Source organism: Polaromonas sp. JS666, from assembly GCF_000013865.1.
In the GTDB taxonomy this organism is placed as follows: Bacteria; Pseudomonadota; Gammaproteobacteria; order Burkholderiales; family Burkholderiaceae_C; genus Polaromonas.
This window is the reverse complement of record NC_007948.1, coordinates 1,938,801-1,953,791: the sequence shown is the minus strand read 5'-3', so window position 1 is coordinate 1,953,791 and position 14,991 is coordinate 1,938,801. Positions and strand designations below refer to the sequence as shown.

The 14,991-nt window shown below is 64.6% G+C and carries 14 protein-coding genes; 9 read left to right on the top strand and 5 right to left on the bottom strand.

All coding sequences use genetic code 11. The features are described 5' to 3' along the window. Positions 1-20: 20 nt before the first annotated feature. The 8 genes from BPRO_RS09405 to BPRO_RS09370 are packed head-to-tail and all read left to right on the top strand — an operon-like array spanning position 21 to position 9,139. Positions 21-1,505 (top strand): O-antigen ligase family protein, encoded by a 1,485-nt coding sequence (locus BPRO_RS09405; RefSeq protein ID WP_011482821.1) that lies wholly within the window; start codon positions 21-23, stop codon positions 1,503-1,505. Continuing rightward, entirely contained in the window at positions 1,502-2,476 is a 975-nt protein-coding gene (locus BPRO_RS09400) for a glycosyltransferase family 2 protein (RefSeq protein WP_011482820.1), read from the top strand. The genes BPRO_RS09405 and BPRO_RS09400 overlap by 4 nt, the downstream gene beginning before the upstream one ends. A 6-nt stretch (positions 2,477-2,482) precedes the next feature. Continuing rightward, on the top strand, positions 2,483-3,565 hold the full coding sequence (locus tag BPRO_RS09395) for a glycosyltransferase family 2 protein (protein WP_011482819.1): 1,083 nt from the start codon (positions 2,483-2,485) through the stop codon (positions 3,563-3,565). 46 nt (positions 3,566-3,611) lie between these two features. Next, positions 3,612-4,679: an acyltransferase family protein gene (locus BPRO_RS09390; protein ID WP_011482818.1), complete on the top strand. Its 1,068-nt coding sequence runs from the start codon at positions 3,612-3,614 to the stop codon at positions 4,677-4,679. A 2-nt stretch (positions 4,680-4,681) separates the two neighbouring features. Further along, positions 4,682-5,866, top strand: coding sequence for a glycosyltransferase family 4 protein (locus tag BPRO_RS30780; protein WP_157045767.1), 1,185 nt, complete (start codon positions 4,682-4,684; stop codon positions 5,864-5,866). Then, on the top strand, positions 5,863-7,551 hold the full coding sequence (locus BPRO_RS09380; protein WP_011482816.1) for an FAD-dependent oxidoreductase: 1,689 nt from the start codon (positions 5,863-5,865) through the stop codon (positions 7,549-7,551). The genes BPRO_RS30780 and BPRO_RS09380 overlap by 4 nt, the downstream gene beginning before the upstream one ends. Beyond that, a complete protein-coding gene (locus tag BPRO_RS09375; RefSeq protein ID WP_011482815.1) occupies positions 7,548-8,576 on the top strand; it encodes an NAD-dependent epimerase/dehydratase family protein in 1,029 nt (342 codons plus the stop codon). The genes BPRO_RS09380 and BPRO_RS09375 overlap by 4 nt, the downstream gene beginning before the upstream one ends. Further along, positions 8,564-9,139 carry a serine acetyltransferase gene (locus BPRO_RS09370; RefSeq protein ID WP_011482814.1) on the top strand — a complete coding sequence of 192 codons (576 nt, stop codon included), beginning with the start codon at positions 8,564-8,566 and terminating at the stop codon, positions 9,137-9,139. Before BPRO_RS09375 ends, BPRO_RS09370 begins: the two co-directional genes overlap by 13 nt. Before the next feature lie 22 nt (positions 9,140-9,161). Here the strand turns inward: BPRO_RS09370 and BPRO_RS09365 are convergent, their stop codons facing one another. Next, the gene (locus tag BPRO_RS09365; protein WP_011482813.1) at positions 9,162-9,929 is read right to left on the bottom strand and encodes a WecB/TagA/CpsF family glycosyltransferase; all 768 of its coding nucleotides are present in this window, start codon (positions 9,927-9,929) and stop codon (positions 9,162-9,164) included. A 95-nt stretch (positions 9,930-10,024) separates the two neighbouring features. On the opposite strand from BPRO_RS09365, the gene BPRO_RS09360 reads away from it, so the two are divergent. Continuing rightward, positions 10,025-10,423, top strand: a complete 399-nt coding sequence (locus BPRO_RS09360) for a VanZ family protein (protein ID WP_232291519.1) — start codon at positions 10,025-10,027, stop codon at positions 10,421-10,423. Between the two features lie 22 nt (positions 10,424-10,445). Here BPRO_RS09360 and epsG read toward each other — a convergent pair whose 3' ends face one another. The 4 genes from epsG to epsL form a co-directional block, all read right to left on the bottom strand. Continuing rightward, positions 10,446-11,345 (bottom strand): chain length determinant protein tyrosine kinase EpsG, encoded by a 900-nt coding sequence (epsG, locus tag BPRO_RS09355; RefSeq protein WP_011482811.1) that lies wholly within the window; start codon positions 11,343-11,345, stop codon positions 10,446-10,448. Further along, the gene (gene epsF / locus BPRO_RS09350; RefSeq protein ID WP_011482810.1) at positions 11,342-12,742 is read right to left on the bottom strand and encodes a chain length determinant protein EpsF; all 1,401 of its coding nucleotides are present in this window, start codon (positions 12,740-12,742) and stop codon (positions 11,342-11,344) included. Before epsF ends, epsG begins: the two co-directional genes overlap by 4 nt. 6 nt (positions 12,743-12,748) lie before the next feature. Then, positions 12,749-13,648: a polysaccharide export protein EpsE gene (gene epsE / locus BPRO_RS09345; RefSeq protein WP_041388655.1), complete on the bottom strand. Its 900-nt coding sequence runs from the start codon at positions 13,646-13,648 to the stop codon at positions 12,749-12,751. Positions 13,649-13,737: 89 nt separating this feature from the next. Then, on the bottom strand, positions 13,738-14,898 hold the full coding sequence (gene epsL / locus BPRO_RS09340; protein ID WP_232291551.1) for an XrtB/PEP-CTERM-associated polysaccharide biosynthesis outer membrane protein EpsL: 1,161 nt from the start codon (positions 14,896-14,898) through the stop codon (positions 13,738-13,740). Positions 14,899-14,991 lie beyond the last annotated feature (93 nt).

Below are 14,991 nucleotides of genomic sequence, written 5' to 3'. Positions count from 1 at the left end.
TAACTCCGGGATAAACCACCATGGAACAAGCCATTACCATTGCCATCCTCGTCACCGGCGCCGTCCTGGCGGCGCTGTCCGCGAGTGCGGGCATGGCGGGCGCCGTCCAATTGACAGAGCGCCAGTCCCACGGCTACATGCATGTGATTTTCTATGCCATGCTGCTGATGGTGGCAATGAGCAACCTGCTCTCCGGCCGCGACCTGTCTGTCCATGCGCTGAGCCTGACCGAACCTGCCGTGCTGGTGCGCCACCCGCTGGTGCGCCTGGCGCAACCCTTGATGTCGCTGCTGCTGCTGACCATTGCAGGCGAGCGCATCGTCACCCGCTTCCTCAATCGCGGAAAAGCTACGCCGGCACCGCCGGTGATACTGGTGTCCTTCATTTTTTTCTGGGCCGCAACGGTAGCCGCCCCTGCCCTGCTCGGCGCGCACCCGCACCTGTCGCACGACTACGTCTACCCGCTGGTGATAGGGATTGCCGCCATACTGATCACTGGCATGGAACGCGATCTTGCCCTGAGGGCGGCGCGCAACGCGCTGCTGCTGTTCATGGCCGCCGGCCTGCTCCTGATCCCGCTAAAGCCCAGCCTGGTGCTGGACAGTTCCTACACGCAGGGCTTTCTGCCGGGCGTACCGCGCCTGGCGGGCCTCGCGGCGCACGCGGTCTCCCTGGGCGTACTGGCCCAGCTCGGTTTGCTGTGCCTGCTCGCGCGCCCCTTCGAGCGCGCGTGGCTTACCCGGCTGGCGTGGGCCCTCGGGTTGGCGGTGCTGCTGCTGGCCCAGTCAAAAACCGCGTGGATTGCGTTTGTGGTCTGTTCGCTCTGCCTCCTCGTCGTGCGGCAAGGCCCGTCCTTCTGGCGCCGTGTTGGTGACCCCTTGCATCCCGAAGTAGGTGTCGTCTCCCTGCTGGTGTTCATGGCCGGGGTCTCGGCCCTCGCCGTGTTGTTGATGTTTGGTGAACTGGACGCCAGGCTCAGCAGCTTTTTTGCCAGCGCCGAGGGGGCCCAGCTCGCCTCCCTGACGGGACGGGACCAAATATGGGCGATCGCCTACGAGGAGTGGCGCCGTAACCCCGTGTTCGGTTACGGGCCCACCTTATGGGACGCCAGCTTCCGGGCGAGCATCGGCATGCCCAACGCGACGCACGCACACAACCAGTTCATGGATACGCTGTCGCGCTCCGGCACGGTCGGGGCGACGGCCCTGGTGCTTTATGCAGTGATCCTGCTGGTGCTCTCGCTGCGCTATGCACGCGCCAGCGGCGGGCTCACGCTGGCGCTATTCGTCGCCTTGGCCCTGCGAGCCATGAGCGAGGTCCCGCTGCTGCTGTTTGGCTACGGCCCCGAACTGGTGACCCATGTGCTGCTGCTGATGACGCTGGCGGCCGCCGCCAACGAGGCCCGCGTTGCCCGAGTTACCAAAGTACAAGCGGCGCGCAGCCGTGCGCATGCAGGTTTTTCCACCGCCAAAGACGGGTTGGCTTCCGCCCGCGCCAGACCATGAAATTTTCCATCGTCATTCCGCTTTACAACAAGGCGCCTTACATCCAGAGCACCCTTGATTCCGTGCTGGCCCAGACCTTCATGGACTTCGAGGTCATTGTTGTCGACGACGGCTCCAGCGACGGCGGAGCCGATCTGGTCGCGGCGGTCGCCGACGACCCTCGCGTACGGCTGGTGCAGCAGGCCAATGCAGGTGTTTCGGCGGCGCGCAACAAAGGCATAGAACTGGCGCGCGGCGAGTGGGTAGCGTTTCTGGACGCTGATGACTGGCACCATCCCCGCTATCTGGCGACCCTGCTGCTGGCCCATCAGACTTGTCCGGCAGCAGACATCCTGGCCACCAACTTTGTGTCTGCGCCGCACCGTGACGGCATCTGGCCGCCGCGCTGGTCCGTCCCGGCAGAATCACCCGACGTGGAGCTGATTACTGACCTGGCTTTGCGATGGATGAGCGGCCCGTCGCTGTGCACCAGCGCCATCGCCGTGCGGACCGCGCTGCTTCAGCGCATGCAGCCCTGCTTTGCACCCGGCGAATCCCATGGGGAAGACCTGGACCTCTGGTTCCGGCTGGCCGAGCAGTCACCCATTGCGCTGGCCCGGGCGCCCATGATGGCCTACCGTACGGCGGTGGCGGGCAGCCTGACGGCACACCACGCGGCATTGACCATGCCCCCCTTCCTGCAACGCATGAAAGAACGCGCGCTGGGCGGCGCCATGCCCGAGGCCAGACGCAAGTCCGCGTTATGGCTGGTGGCCCAGCAGGAAGTGACACTGGCGCGCCAGGCGCTGGCGTCGGGCAGGCGCCTCGAGGGCTTGCGCTGGCTCATTCAGGGTCGCCGCGCCGCCAGCACCAAACGCTGGTGGATGACCGCAGCCATGGCCTGTTTTTTCCCGGGACTGCTGGTCAGGAACTGGCAACTCTGGCGCATACGCCGTGCTGCCCGGGCGGTCGATGTCGCCGATGGAGGATAAGAAAAAATGAAAGCAGAAACTTCCTGGCAAACACTTCACGCAGGTGCGCCGGCATGCCGCGTATCCGTCATCATCAAGGCGCTGAATGAAGAAAAGCACATCGTGGCGACCGTGAAAAGCGCCCTGCACGCGGTGGCCGCCATCGGTGGCGAGGTGGTGCTCGCAGACTCGTGCTCCACGGACCGCACGGTGGAACGGGCGCGGCCTTATCCGATCCGCATCGTGCAGTTTGCCCATGCCAGTGAACGTTGCTGCGGTGCCGGCCCACAACTGGGTTACCAGCACTCGCACGGCGAGTTTGTCTATATCCTTGACGGCGACATGCAGATGCTCGAAGGTTTTCTGGAACGGGCGCTCGACTTCCTTCTGGAACACCCCCATATTGCCGGTGTCGGTGGCCGCCTCGTCGAACAAAACAACCACAGCCTGGAATACCTGTCGCGCGGGGAGCGTAAGTCCGCTCACCTGTCGCCGGGCAGGGTCGACCGGCTCGACGGCGGTGGCCTGTACCGGCGCAGTGCGATCGAGGCCGCAGGGTACTTCTCGGACCGCAACCTGCACAGCTATGAAGAATTTGACCTGGCCGTGCGCCTGCGTGCCCTGGGCTGGCAGCTCTGGCGCCTGCCGGTGGATGCGGCCTATCACTTTGGGCATGATGCGCCGCCCTACGACCTGCTGATGCGGCGCTGGCGCAGCCGTTATGTCTGCGGCCTGGGCGAACTGGTCCGCGCCGCGGCCGGCCAGCCGCGCCTGCCATTGGTGGTGAAGGGCCTGCGCGAGTTGCGGCTTTACCTGGCCGTTCTGGCCTGGTGGGCCGTGTTGCTCAGCGTGCCCTTCTGGCCCGTGTCCGGGGCTGCCAGTCTGGGATTGTTTTGCGCACTGGCCGCAGCGCCTTTCCTGTTGATGGCCTGGCGCAAGCGCTCGGTAACCAAAGCGGTTTATTCCGTGGTCTCCTGGTGCTTCAACGCCGCCGGCCTGGTACGTGGCTTGCTCCGCGCACGCCGGCCCGCGCATGAACCCATTTCCAGCCGCATCGTGAAGGAACCCACAGGCCTGCCTTCGCAACCGGCGCAAGGCGTTTCCCCATGAGAAACGAAACTGTCCCCAGCATGGATCGGCCCGGCAGAGATCGCGTATGACCCAGCAGTTCACCGGCGTTCAAATCCTGCGGTTCATCGCGGCCATGCTGGTCGTGGTGATGCACATTACCCAGGCCATCTCGATTCACATTACCGGCCAGGGGCCGAGCCACCACTGGAGCGGTGGCTCCGCCGGGGTGGACATCTTTTTTGTGATCAGCGGTTTTGTCATGGCCATGTCCACCCGCACACCGCCGTCCAGCAGCGCCGCCCGTGTGGCGGCCGCCTGGATCTTCATGAAGCGCCGCCTGCTGCGGATCGCGCCGCTGTACTGGTTTTATACCCTGCTCAAGGCCGCCCTGCTGCTGGCCCTGCCCACCCTGGCATCGCGATCGTCGGTGGAGTCCGGCCATCTGGCGGCATCGCTGCTCTTCATTCCGGCCACGAGCCCGTGGGGATTCATCCAGCCGACACTTCCCGTCGGCTGGACGCTCAATTTCGAGATGCTTTTTTACGCGGTGTTTGCACTGGCCCTGGCACTCGGTGCACCACGCATCAGGTTCTGCCTGCTGGTATTCCTGGCGATTTTTCTGGCCGGCAGCTACATTCCCGGGTCTGTAGCGCTGGCTTTCTACGCCAACTCCATCGTGTTCGAATTCATCCTCGGTGTGTGCATTGCGCAGGTGCTGTTGCTTGGCCCAACGGTGGCGCCGGCCATGGGGCCCTTCGCCATGATCGCCGGTGCAGCTCTCATGTTTGCCGTGGGCGGGGACGCGCCGGTCGACCGTCTGTTCACCTGGGGCCTGGGGGCGGCCCTGGTGGTGCTCGGTGCGGTATGGCTGGAACCCTGGACAGCGCGTAGCCGCATGGCTTCGCCGCTGTCCTTCCTGGGAGATGCCTCCTACTCCATTTACCTCTCACACACTTTTGTGGTCCCGGCGGGCGTGCTGGCACTGAAGTGGCTGGGCGTGGAGAGCGGTCTCGTCATTGTGCTGGCAGTGGGCCTGCTGGTGATCGTGACTGGTTGCTTTTCCTATCTGTGGCTTGAACGCCCCATGACCAGCTTTCTCAAGCGTGCCCTGTTCAGTCCGTCCCGACTCTCTTATCAACATCCTGGAAAATAACCATGCGAAGTGAACCGATGCCAGGCACAGCCGTCCGCGAGGTTGAGGGCCGCTACATCTACATTGCCTGCCCCTGGACCCCGAAGGGCGGAGGCATGTTCAAGGTGGCGGATTACCTGATCCAGGCCCAGGCTTGTTCGACGCCCGCGGGGGCCGCTGAATTGCGCCCGCTGGACACGCGCGGCGGTGCCAACGCGCTCTATTCGTTCTGGGTTCTCACAACCGCCCTGGCCCGGCTGGTACGCGGGCGCCTGAACGGGCGGCTGGCCGGCGTGCACGTCAACATGGCGGAACGGCTGAGCCTGTTTCGCAAAAGTGCCGTGGTCATCATGAGCCGCGCCCTTGGCGTGCCGGTAGTGTTGCACCTCCACGCCGCGCAATTGCATCACTTCTACCGGACCCTGCCGCGTCCGCTGCAGGCCCTGACGCGCTGGGTATTTTCACTGCCGGCCAGCTGCGTGGTGCTCGGAACAGCCGCAAGAAGCTTTGTCACCGACGAGCTGCGGGTGCCGGCCGATCGCGTGGAAATCGTCATCAACGGCGTTCCCGAACCCACGGAAGCACGGCGAAAAGTCGTTCCGAATGCGATGCAGCGGGTGCTCTTTGTCGGCAACCTGTCAGAGCGCAAGGGCGTGTCTGACCTCCTGCAGGCCCTGGCATTGCCTGGCTTTGATACCGCCCGGCTGGAGGTGTGCCTGGCGGGCGGCGGGGATGTGCAGGCTTACCAGGCCAAGGCCCAGGAACTCAGTATTGACCGTTTCGTGCGCTTTGAGGGCTGGTCGGACCAAACCAAGGTGGCGCGCCTGATGGCTCGTGCCGACGTCCTGGTGCTGCCCTCTTACGACGAAGGCCTGCCCCTGGTCATCCTGGAGGCACTGGCCAACGGGGTGGCGGTGGTCTGCAGCCCGGTTGGCGAAATTCCCTCGGTGCTGACGCATGATGTCAACGCCTGCTTTGTCCGGCCCGGTGACGTGGCCGGCCTCGCGGCAGGCTTGCAGCGGGTGTTGCAGCAGCCGGAACTGATGGACAGGCTGGGACGCAACGGACGCGCGCTGTATGAACAGCAATTTTCCCTGGCCCGATTTTTTGCCAGCGTGGCACGGGTTCACCAGCGCCACTTCGGCATTGCCGGCCAGCCTCGGAACACCCACATCAGCAGCGCCTCTGCGCAGGAACGGTCGCCATGATTCTTGATGCCAACAGCATCCAGAACGGCGCCGAGCTGCAGGCCGATGTCTGCGTGGTGGGCGGAGGCCCGGCGGGCATTGCGCTCACGCTGTCCCTGTCGGAGCGCGGCCTCTCGGTGCTGATGCTGGAGTCCGGGCAACTGCAGGAAGACGCCAAAACCCAGTCGCTCTATGAGGGCGAGGTCGCCGATGAGCGATTGCACAGCCCGCCCGACAAGTACCGGCAGCGGCGCCTGGGCGGGTCGTCGGCGATCTGGGGTGGCCGTTGCATGCCGTTTGATCCCATCGACTTTGAAACCCGCAACCATGTGCCGAACAGCGGATGGCCGCTGTCGTATGACGACCTGCTGCCCTATTACCCGCAGGCCAACGCGCTGGCAGAAGCCGGGCGTTTCAGCTATGACGCCGGCGAAGCCTTCGGCCCGCAGCTGGAGCCGCTGATCCGCGGCTTCGACAGCCCGCGCGTGCGCACCTGCGGGCTCGAGCGGTTTTCCTGCCCGACCCACTTCGGCACCCGTTACGCCAAGCGGCTGCAACTGGCGCCTGGCGTGCAGGTCCTGCTCGGTGCCAATTGCACCGCCGTCCGGCTGCAGGCCGACGGGCAGGCGGTGCGCACGCTGGAAGTTGCCACCCTGGCCGGCAAGCGCTTTACCGTCACGCCGCGCGCGGCGGTGCTGGCCGCCGGCGGCCTTGAAACCGCGCGCCTGCTGCTGGCCTCGCGTGACGTCACACCGGCAGGCGTGGGCAACTTCCACGACGTGGTCGGCCGCTATTACATGTGCCACATCGCGGGCAACGTCGGCACCCTGACCGTCCAGGGCCCGACCCGCAACGTGCGGCACGGCTACGAGGTGGCGCCGGAGGGTATTTACTGCCGCCGGCGGCTGTCGGTGACAGCGGCCGAGCAGCGGCGGCTGGGGCTGGCGAACGCGGTCGCGCGCCTGCACTTTCCGCGCATCACCGACCCGGCACACCGCAACGGCGTGCTGTCCGGCTTGTTTCTGGCACGCCGGCTGATCAGCTATGAATACGGCAAACGGCTGAACGACGGCAACGCCACCTCGCCGGGGCACTATGCCCGCCATCTCTTCAATGTGGTGGCCGACCCGATGGACACCACGGCATTCCTGGGTCACTGGCTGCTGCGACGCTCGCTCGCCGAGCGCAAATTCCCGTCGGTGATCCTGCGCAACCGCACCAACCGCTTCAGCCTGGAGGTGCACGGCGAGCAGATGCCGCAAGCCGGCAGCCGCGTGACGCTGACCGACAAGCTCGATGCCCTCGGCATGCCGCAGCTGCGCGTGGACTGGCGCTACAGCCAGGCGGACATTGATTCGGTCCGCGGCACACTGGACGTGCTGGTGCAGGAGTTTGCGCAAAGCGGAGTTGCCAGCTTTGACTACAACCGCGACACACTGGAGGAAGACATCATGCGCTTCGGCGCCTATGGCGGTCACCACATCGGTACGGCACGCATGGGCCTCGATCCACGCACCAGCGTGGTCGACGCCGATTGCCGGGTGCATTCGGTACGCAACCTGTTCGTGGCGGGCAGCGCCGTGTTCCCCACCTCCAGCCAGGCCAACCCCACGCTCACCCTGATTGCGATGTCGCTCAGGCTGGGCGAGCACCTGGCGCGGCGCCTGCACACAGAGCATGCCGCGCCCGTGGGAGCGTGCGCATGAAAATACTGAGAGTCCTGGTGTTGGGCGGGTCCGGCCACATCGGAACGCAGCTCGTTGAGGCGCTGAAAAGCACCCCGTGGGCGGTACCGGTCAGCGCCTCGCGCAGCACTGTCAGCGCGGGCCATGGGAATGTCGAGACGATGCGTGTGGACAGCCGGGACGTCCAGGCGCTGACCTCGGCGCTGGAAGGCTTTGATGCCGTGGTCAATTGCGTCGCGGGCGATGCACGCTCGATTTCTGAAGGCGCCCGGGTACTGGTGCAGGCCGCACTGGGCACGCAGTGCCGGCGCATTGTTCACCTGAGCACGATGTCGGTCTATGGCCCCGTGGAAGGCATGGTCCGCGAAGACACGGCGATCAACCCCAGCCTCGGCTGGTACGGCCAGGCCAAATGCGACGCGGAAAAGCACATGCGCGAATTTGCACGCCGCGGCGGTGAGGTCGTGGTGCTGCGGCCGGGCTGCGTGTTCGGCCCCGGCAGCGAGTTGTGGGTCGGCCGTGTCGGCAGGTGGCTGCAAACCGGCCGTCTCGGCGATCTGGGGGCGGCCGGCGACGGCTGGTCCAACCTGGTCCACGTGGACGACGTCAGCCAGGCCTTGATGGCGGCGCTGCAGCTGCCCGTCAGGTCGGGTGACATGCCGGTCTTCAACCTGGCGGCGCCGGACAGCCCGCGCTGGAACGACTATTTCGTAGATCTGGCCCTGGCGCTTCAGGCAACACCCGTGCTGCGCATCGGGCCGCGCCAGCTCCGCCTTGACGCGCTGCTGGCCGGGCCACCGCTCAAGGTCATGCAACTGGCATTGAAGCGCCTGGGCAGGCCGGCTTCCGGCGTCCCAGACCCGATGCCGCCCGGACTGATTCGCCTGTGGGCCCAGCACATCCACCTCGATGCCACGCAGGCAGCGCAGACGCTGGGGTTGACCTGGACACCTTACGCTGTCGGTCTGCAGAGTTCAGCAGACTGGTTTGCCGGCAACAAGGCACAACGCAAGCTGCCCATTGGCAAGGCCGTATGCACGCCCTGAAAGCCGACACCTACCGGGAATTCGGGCGCTTCAGCGGGTGGCTGGTTCTCAAGGGCGTGGTCTTGCATCCTGCATTTCGCGTGGTGGTCACCTTGCGCTGTTGCCAGGCAGCCGACCACTATGCTGTGCCGCTGCGATGGCTGCTGCTGACGCTCGCCAGGCTGCTGCATCGCCTGGCGAGCCAGCTGGCGGGCATTGAACTGCCCTGGCGAACTTCGGTGGCACCCGGTCTGGCATTGACCCATGGGCGGGGAATCGTGGTGAATGCGGGAGCCCGCATTGGCAGCAACGTGACCCTGTTTCACGGCGTCACGCTCGGGCAGCGCGACCATATCGACGACGACGGCCGCCGGTTCACCACCTATCCGGTGATTGAAGACGAGGTCTGGATCGGACCGCACGCCATTGTGGTGGGTGGCGTTACCATAGGCCGAGGCAGCCGGATTGCCGGCGGCGCCTATGTGTATGAAAGCATTCCACCCTACAGCATGGTGCTCGGCAATCCCGGCAACATCGTCAAAAGCAATTGCACGCCTGATGTGGACAACCGTTTCGTGGCCTGAGCCCTGCGGCTGCGAGCCGGCATCAGCCGCGGCGAGCCGATGCCAGGCGCACGGCCCGCGACAGGAACAGCGGATTGCCGATCACATAGCGCTGGAACAGGCGACGCGGCTCCATGGCCAGGCGAAACATCCACTCCAGCCCCAACTTTCGCATCCACATCGGCGCACGCGGTGTCTTGCCACCGAGAAAGTCGACGATGGCGCCACCGCAAACGATCAGGCAGGGGCGAGTCAGTGCCGCACGCAACGCCGCCGCCACTTCCTCCTGCCGCGGCATGCCCATGCCCAGCACGATCAGTTCGGGCTGTTGCGCCTGCGCAAGAGCGGTATAGGCGGCGATATCGAGAAAACCATGCGCGCTGACATACGAACTGCGGGGCGCCAGCTTGCGGGCAAAGACATTCAGGCACCGCTCCAGGTAGGGATTCTGCGTTCCGAACACGGCAATGCTGCGGCCGTCAAACTGCCTCACCAGTTCGGGAATGAAGTCGGTGCCATTGAGATTGCGGCCAGGCGGCATTCCGAGAAGCTTGAACAGGGTCGCCATGCCGGAGCCGTCCCTGAGCACCATGTCGGCCGATTGCAATGCGGCAAAAAACGGGGCCGAGGCAGCAAGGGAATTCATGGCATGCGCATTGGCAAAGGCCAGTACAAAGGGCTTGGCGGGACGGCTGAGACGGGCCAGCAGCTGCTGCTCGTCAGTGGCCGTTTGCACGCGTTCGATCTTGTCGACCAGCAGTGCCCACCGCTGCCTCCAGTCCCTGGAGGCTTTCAGGTAACGGCTCAACATATCGCCACCCTCCGGGCCACTGCCACCGCTACGATCCCGCTACTGGTGTTTCCGGGTTTCCCAGGTTCAGGGGGGCACATCGCATGCCGAGCCCTGTGAGAACACCCCGCCAACCGCCCTTGCGCAGCGCCCGTACCTGGGCGACCCTGACCGTGGTCCTGGTGGGCGCCGGCCTGTATGCGCTGGGCGCCCAGCCTTTCGCGGCAGGACTGATTCCGGCCCCGTGGGACAAGCTCGCGCACGCAGTGACATTTGCGATCATTGGCAGCGCCATCGGTGTCGCCAGCGGAGCGCGCGGCTGGCGCAGAACGGCCTGCTGCCTTGCCGGCGCGGTCGCCATCGGCGTGCTGGACGAGTTGCACCAGGCCTATTTGCCGGGACGCATCGCCAGCTGGTCCGACCTGGCGGCCGACGCCATGGGGGGCCTCTTGGGCGCCGTGTTGCTCACTGCCGTCCCGGGAGCGATACGCAGGTGGACTGCCAGGCATCATTGAATCCTCATCAGTTGAAACCTCATCAGGCATCGTTAAGCACCGACCCGACCAGGGTCACCCCAAATTCGCGCAGACCCTGGGTGAGCTGGGCCATTTGCGGCACGGAACTCCTGTTTTGCCGTGCCACGATCAAGGCGGCCCCTGCGCGGACCGCCACAGTGTGGGCATCCGCGTACCTGCTGGCTGGTGGTGTGTCAATGATGATCACGTCAAATTCCTCGCCGAGTGACTGCAACAACTTGGAGAAATCCTGCCGGCCCAGCAACTCCTGGGGGTTGGGCGGAATGGTGCCGGCCGGCAGCACCGACAGGTCCTGCAGCGCCGCAATGCCGACCACGGCTTCCGGTCCCGCCCGGCCCGCGAGCATGTCCGACAGGCCGGCACGCTTGCCGAGATTGAAGAGGGTGTGCTGGCGCGGCGACCGCATATCCGCGTCTATCAATAAGGTGCGCTCGCCCAGTTGGGAAAACACGATGGACAGATTGGCCGCAAGGTAGCTGCGCCCTTCCACGGATCCCGCGCTGACAATCGCCAGCCCCCGCCGGTCCACGCCGGTGTCGAACCAGCGCAGCATCAGCTGGCTGCGCAAGGCGCGCAGCTGCTCCACCGAACGACTGGCGGGCTGGTGAGCCGCGACGAGTTCACGACTCAAATTGCTTCCGCGGGAAATATAAGGGTAGTCGAACTGCACGGACAGGGCATAACGCACGTCATCGTCGGTCAGCAAGCCCAGCGCCATGCCGGTATCGCCAAAGCGCGCACCACCTTCCCGCTGGGCCCGCAGGATGCGCTCGGTATCGGCCAGTGACAGCCGGCCCGCATCGACCAATATCGCACCGATGGAGCGACCCGCGCCGACTGCGGGCTTGCTCGGCAAGGTCAGGGGAGTCGGCCGGATGAGTGGGGAATCATTTCTCTTCATGCCGTGCTTCCGTTACCAAGGGCCAGGCGACCCGAGCCGGGGAGCCGGCGGGACCTGCCACTTGAGCTGATGCTGGCCAGCACGGGCAGATCCAGCATCTGCACCAGGTCTTCCGAGGACCGCACGCGGCGGTTGGCGAGCTCCAGCAACAAGGCACAGGCCACGCCGAGCAATGTTCCGCCAAAAGCCGCAATCAGCAGATTGAACAGCAATTTCGGGCTGGAGGGATTGGCGGGCGCTGTGGCCGTGTTGAGGCGGACCACATTGGTCTGGTTGGTCAGGCTCTGCAAACGCGTCTGCGACGCGCTCTGGCTCACCGCTTCATAGGCGCGCTGGGCCGCCTCGACGTCGCGACGGTACACATTGAGCTCGTCACGCTGCTTGTTCAGCATGAGCACCCGCGACCTTTGCGCGCCGACGGCAGCCTGCAATTCGCCTTCGCGGTCCTTGCCCACACGATAGGCCGTGTCGATCGAGGCTGAAATGCGCCCCGATTCGCTGGCAAGCCGGCTCTTGAGGGAGGCCAGTTCAGATTCGGCACGCTGGCGCACGGGATGGTTCGCCCCGAGATTCACGCTGGTTTCCTGCACCTTGGCTTCGAGCCGCGCGATGTCGGCCTTCAAGCCGTTGATCAGGGGGCTCTGCATGACTTCGGCAACGGTGTCGCCGCGGGAGTTGCGCTTGCTCTGGCTGTCCGTGGTTTGCCCCTGAACGACGGTCAGCTGCGACGAGAGTTCGCTCAGCTTGGTGGTTTCGTAGTCGACCCGTTCGTCACTGGAGACGATGCCGGCTTTTTGCTGGAAATCAGACAAGCGCGCCTGGGCCACTTCAAGCTTGGCGCGCGAGGCCTTGGTCTGCTCGTCAAACCATTCCGCATAGATGCGGGCAGGCTCTGTCTTCAGCGCCAGATTGATATCGAGATACGCCTGGGCAAAGGCGTTGGCTATCTGGGCCGCAGAGTCCGGATCGCTGCCCTTGTACGTGATGTTGATCACATTGCTCTCCCGTGCAGGTCGCACTTCCAGCCTCCTTTGCAGCGACTCGACGATCCATGCCTCCATCGTTCCGCGTCCTTGCGTGGCTTGCATCCACCTTTCCCGCGTGCCGGGGTTTTCGTCCAGCTTGAGCATTTTGATAACGCGCTGCGCCACGCGGTCGCCGCCGATGATGTCGACCTGGGTTGCCATGTAGCTGGGGGCAACAAGGCCCGGCACGACAGCGCCAGCGCCAGCGACCGGGTCGGGTGACCGGATGTCAACGAGAACAGCCGTCTCGGCCACGTATTTCTTGGGCAGCACCAGGCTGACCGCCAGAGCCGACAGCACGGCGACCACAATGATCATCAAGGCCACCCGGTAGCGGGCCCGCAGGATCAACAGGAATTGATGGAGTGTCATGGCAGCTTAAAAGAGGCTTTCACGAACAAAGATCACGTCTTCGGGTCGAATCTTGTCAGTGAGCTGGGGAACGGCTTCCACGACCTTTCCGGACGCATCACGGCGGTGCAGGCGCAGGCGGTTCTGGCTGCCACGGGCGGTCGGACCACCCCCTTGGGCCAGCGCCTGCATCACCGTCATGCCGCGCTCAATACGGTAGGGGCCGGGTCGCTGCGCTTCACCATAGATGTAGAACATCGGCGCCTTGTTCACATAAAGCGTGTCGCCGGCGGCCACCAGGATGTCCTCTTCCGATTTCTCGTTCAGGAACAGCGCCGGAATATCGATGACCTTGCGGAAGGGCTTGCCGTCACGCTGACCGGTGATGATCAGCACATCATCCCCCGTCGGCGTCGCGCCGCCGGCTGCCGCGAGCATGTCGCTGACACGGGTGTTGAATGTTTCGAGCGGGAATCGGCCAGGCCGGCTCACCTGCCCCAGAACCGCCACCTGGTTGCCGCGCACCTGCCGCAACACAATGTTCACCTGCGGCACCTTGACAAAGCCACCGGTACGCAACGCATCGGCAATTTTTTTCTCGGCCTCGCCGATGGTCAAACCACCCAGTTGCACGCTGCCAACCAGCGGATAGCTGATCACCCCGCTTTCGGAAACACGGGCGTCAACCGTCAGGTCCGGGCTCTGGTAAACCTGCACACCGATCGCATCCCCGGGTCCCAGCCGGTAATCCTGGTTGCCCGGCACCGATGGGACCGCAGGTACTGATGGACCCGAAGGCACGGGAGGCGCGACCGTCGCCTGGAGGGCTGGCGCCGTCTGCGCAGTCGTTGCCGTCTGTGCCAATGCAGCCATGGCGGAAAGAGAGAGTGCTGCTGTGGCGAAATACCTGATCAGGAGGGGTTTCATCTTGGCACCTTTTAGTGGATGAAATGTTGGAAGGAATGGATCAATGTGCGGCAAGGAAGCCAGGGACGTACGGGACGGCCCTGCCCGACCTAAAAACTCGCCAGGGCCGAAATGCCGAACACATTGCTCGTGTAATCAAACCCCGGCGCGTTGGACGTGCGCCTGTCGCGCTGCGCCGTTGCCATCAACTTGAGCGCACGAACCGGCTGCCATTCGAGGATCAGGGAAGCCAGTCTGGTCGTGTCTTCGCGGTCGGTGGCCATGAAGCCGGGCAACGGCCCGCGGAAATCCCGCACACCATGGTCGTAACGCAGCCGCACGGCGGTTTTTTCCGTCGGTTTCCAGGTCGGCGCAATGAAGAAGCGCAAGCCCTGGTAATAGCTCGATGTCGTGGTCTGGTAGCTGCCCAGTTCACGTGCCAGGCCACCCGTGATGCTGGTCTTGCCGGTCACGGCCCAGGTTGCATCAACCTGGCCCGTGACGCCGGAAAAGTCTCGTACCGAAAGTCCGTCGTGGGCGCGGTCAAAATGCGAAAGCCGGGCCTTCACCGTGGTTTTCCCTGTGGGCGCCCAGTCAAGCCGCAATTCATGTTCGCGGTCGGTAAAGTCGCTGGCAGACACCGCCGACAATGTGCGGCCTGGATATTCGCCCTCGCCGTTCTTGAAGCGATAGGCCAGCGACGTACCCGATGACCAGACGTGCCGCACGCCGGCCTCCGCGCCGCGTATCTTGTAGTCGCCCTCAAAGGTAAAAGGCTGGCTACTGGTGCTGGTGCGTTCAAAAACACCCCCCAGCACGCGCCAGGCACCGTCGAGTTCGTACTCTGCATCGAACACCGTCGAGCGGTTCGTCCGGCGATTGAGCTGACCTGTGGTTTGCACGTCCGCCGTGGTGTCGACGTACTCCCGCCGGTCCGTCGTCAGGTTGCCGTGGAGGGCCGGGGTGAAACTCCAGCGCCATGCCGCACCATAGTTAAACGCCGTGAAATCCAGATTCGAGAAGTTCCTGTAATTGTGTTTCTCGACATTGGCCGCCACCTCAAACCGCTGCAAGCCGTAGGGCTTGTTCACCTTGAAACCCGCCGTTGTCACGGCGATGGTGTCTGAACGATCTGACGTGCCCAGCAGCGCCTGGGTGTCCGCCGAGTCGGACAAGCGAAACACGTTGCTGTCGTGCTGGACACTTTGCCCGGCCTGAAACTGCAGGGTGTCCAGTTCGTCCGCGTACGCCCCCAGCGGAAGCAGACCCATCAAGGCAAGCGAGCCCAGCGGGATCAGTGCGAAGTCTCGCGAGGAAGGCGGGCGGCCAAGGCTGCGCCGGATTTGAGGAAACGAATCAGTCAG

Excerpts from the sequence above, each read along its gene's own strand:
- BPRO_RS09370 (WP_011482814.1), top strand. The coding sequence starts at position 8,564 with ATGCACGCCCTGAAAGCCGACACCTACCGGGAATTCGGGCGCTTCAGC.
- BPRO_RS09405 (WP_011482821.1), top strand. The coding sequence starts at position 21 with ATGGAACAAGCCATTACCATTGCCATCCTCGTCACCGGCGCCGTCCTG.
- BPRO_RS09390 (WP_011482818.1), top strand. The coding sequence starts at position 3,612 with ATGACCCAGCAGTTCACCGGCGTTCAAATCCTGCGGTTCATCGCGGCC.
- BPRO_RS09380 (WP_011482816.1), top strand. The coding sequence starts at position 5,863 with ATGATTCTTGATGCCAACAGCATCCAGAACGGCGCCGAGCTGCAGGCC.
- epsL (WP_232291551.1), bottom strand. The coding sequence starts at position 14,898 with ATGGGTCTGCTTCCGCTGGGGGCGTACGCGGACGAACTGGACACCCTG.
- BPRO_RS30780 (WP_157045767.1), top strand. The coding sequence starts at position 4,682 with ATGCGAAGTGAACCGATGCCAGGCACAGCCGTCCGCGAGGTTGAGGGC.
- BPRO_RS09375 (WP_011482815.1), top strand. The coding sequence starts at position 7,548 with ATGAAAATACTGAGAGTCCTGGTGTTGGGCGGGTCCGGCCACATCGGA.
- BPRO_RS09365 (WP_011482813.1), bottom strand. The coding sequence starts at position 9,929 with ATGTTGAGCCGTTACCTGAAAGCCTCCAGGGACTGGAGGCAGCGGTGG.
- BPRO_RS09395 (WP_011482819.1), top strand. The coding sequence starts at position 2,483 with ATGAAAGCAGAAACTTCCTGGCAAACACTTCACGCAGGTGCGCCGGCA.
- BPRO_RS09400 (WP_011482820.1), top strand. The coding sequence starts at position 1,502 with ATGAAATTTTCCATCGTCATTCCGCTTTACAACAAGGCGCCTTACATC.
- epsE (WP_041388655.1), bottom strand. The coding sequence starts at position 13,648 with ATGAAACCCCTCCTGATCAGGTATTTCGCCACAGCAGCACTCTCTCTT.
- epsF (WP_011482810.1), bottom strand. The coding sequence starts at position 12,742 with ATGACACTCCATCAATTCCTGTTGATCCTGCGGGCCCGCTACCGGGTG.
- epsG (WP_011482811.1), bottom strand. The coding sequence starts at position 11,345 with ATGAAGAGAAATGATTCCCCACTCATCCGGCCGACTCCCCTGACCTTG.